Genomic DNA, 1,587 nt, shown 5'->3' on the forward strand with positions numbered 1-1,587 from the left:
AGGAGGACTGACCCATGGCACGAGTAAAACGTGGCGTCACCGCCCACCGCAGGCACAAGAAGCTGCTGAAACGCGCGAAGGGCTATTACAACGCCCGTCGCAAGGTCTACCGCGTGGCCAAGCAGGCCGTCATCAAGGCACTGCAATACGCCTACATCGGTCGCAAGCAGCGCAAGCGTCAGTTCCGTTCGTTGTGGATCGTCCGCATCAATGCGGGTGCCCGCTTGTCCGGCCTGAGCTACAGCCGCATGATGAATGGTCTGAAGAAGGCCGACATCAATGTCGATCGCAAGGTGCTTGCCGACCTCGCCATTCACGACATTGCGGCGTTCCGTGCGCTGGCAGAAAAGGCCAAGGCCGCTCTGGCTGCGTAAATCTTCTGGTTGTGCCCTGACGCACTGACCGTGGATGTTCGATGAACGTGGGGAGCAGGCTCTGGCCTTGCTCCCCATTTCGTTTCTGCTGGGGAAAAACCGATGGATCCGTTGAGCAGCCGTATCGACGCGGCGCTGCAAGCAATAGCTTCCGCCTCAAGTCTCGAGGCACTGGATGCCGAACGCGTTGCCGTGATCGGAAAATCCGGCTTCGTCACCGAGCAGCTCAAGCAGCTGGGCAAGTTGCCGGCCGAAGAGCGCAAGGCAGCGGGTGAGCGCATCAATGTAGCCAAGAACACCCTGTTCGAGGCGATTGCCGCGCGCAAGACGGTGCTTGATGAAGCGGCGGTCGAGGCACGCCTGGCCAATGAGCGGATCGACGTGACCATGCCGGGTCGCCGTTCCGACCGCGCCAACCTCCATCCCGTGACCCGGGCCATGGATCGGATCTGTGAAATCTTCGCCCGGCTCGGCTACGAGCGTGTTGACGGCCCGGAAATCGAAGACGACTGGCACAATTTCGAAGCACTGAATTTTGCGCCAGATCATCCTGCGCGCACGATGCATGACACCTTCTGGTTTCCGGATGGGCGATTGCTGCGCACGCACACTTCGCCCGTGCAGATCCGCAGCATGTCCGGACGTACGCCGCCGATCCGGATCATCGCGCCAGGCAAGGTCTATCGCAGTGATTCCGACCAGACCCATTCGCCGATGTTCCATCAGGTCGAAGGCCTTCTGATCGACGAGACCTCGAGTTTCGCCGACCTGAAGGGTACGCTGGCAGCCTTCGTCAGGTCATATTTCGGGCGCGATTTCGAAGTGCGCCTGCGGCCCAGCTTCTTCCCATTTACAGAGCCATCCGCAGAGATGGATATCGGCTGGAATACGGATGGCGGCGAGACGAAATGGCTTGAAGTTCTTGGCTGCGGCATGGTCCATCCGAATGTATTGAAGAATTGCGGAATCGACCCTGAGCGCTACACCGGTTTCGCCTTCGGCCTCGGCGTAGATCGCTTCGCGATGCTGCGCTATGGCGCCGACGATTTGCGCGCGTTCTTCGAGAACGACCTGCGGTTCCTGAGGCAATTCGCTTGAGGGCCGGGATTCGGGATTAGGGATTCCTAGAGCCAGATTGCGCGAGACTGTTGCTCTTTCAAATACCGACTCCAGAATATCGAATCTCGTTTTCTAGCTGCCGAATAGGGTGGCC

Annotated in this window: 2 protein-coding genes; both read left to right on the forward strand. The window is 59.4% G+C overall.

All coding sequences use genetic code 11. The annotated features are described in order from the left end of the window. The first annotated feature begins 14 nt into the window (after positions 1–14). A complete protein-coding gene (gene rplT, locus WBP53_RS12785; protein WP_423929509.1) occupies positions 15–374 on the forward strand; it encodes a 50S ribosomal protein L20 in 360 nt (119 codons plus the stop codon). Between the two features lie 102 nt (positions 375–476). Then, on the forward strand, positions 477–1,472 hold the full coding sequence (pheS, locus tag WBP53_RS12790) for a phenylalanine--tRNA ligase subunit alpha (protein WP_423929511.1): 996 nt from the start codon (positions 477–479) through the stop codon (positions 1,470–1,472). The last annotated feature ends 115 nt before the right edge of the window (positions 1,473–1,587 follow it).

It is taken from the genome of Dokdonella sp. (assembly GCF_049593775.1).
Lineage (GTDB): Bacteria > Pseudomonadota > Gammaproteobacteria > Xanthomonadales > Rhodanobacteraceae > Dokdonella.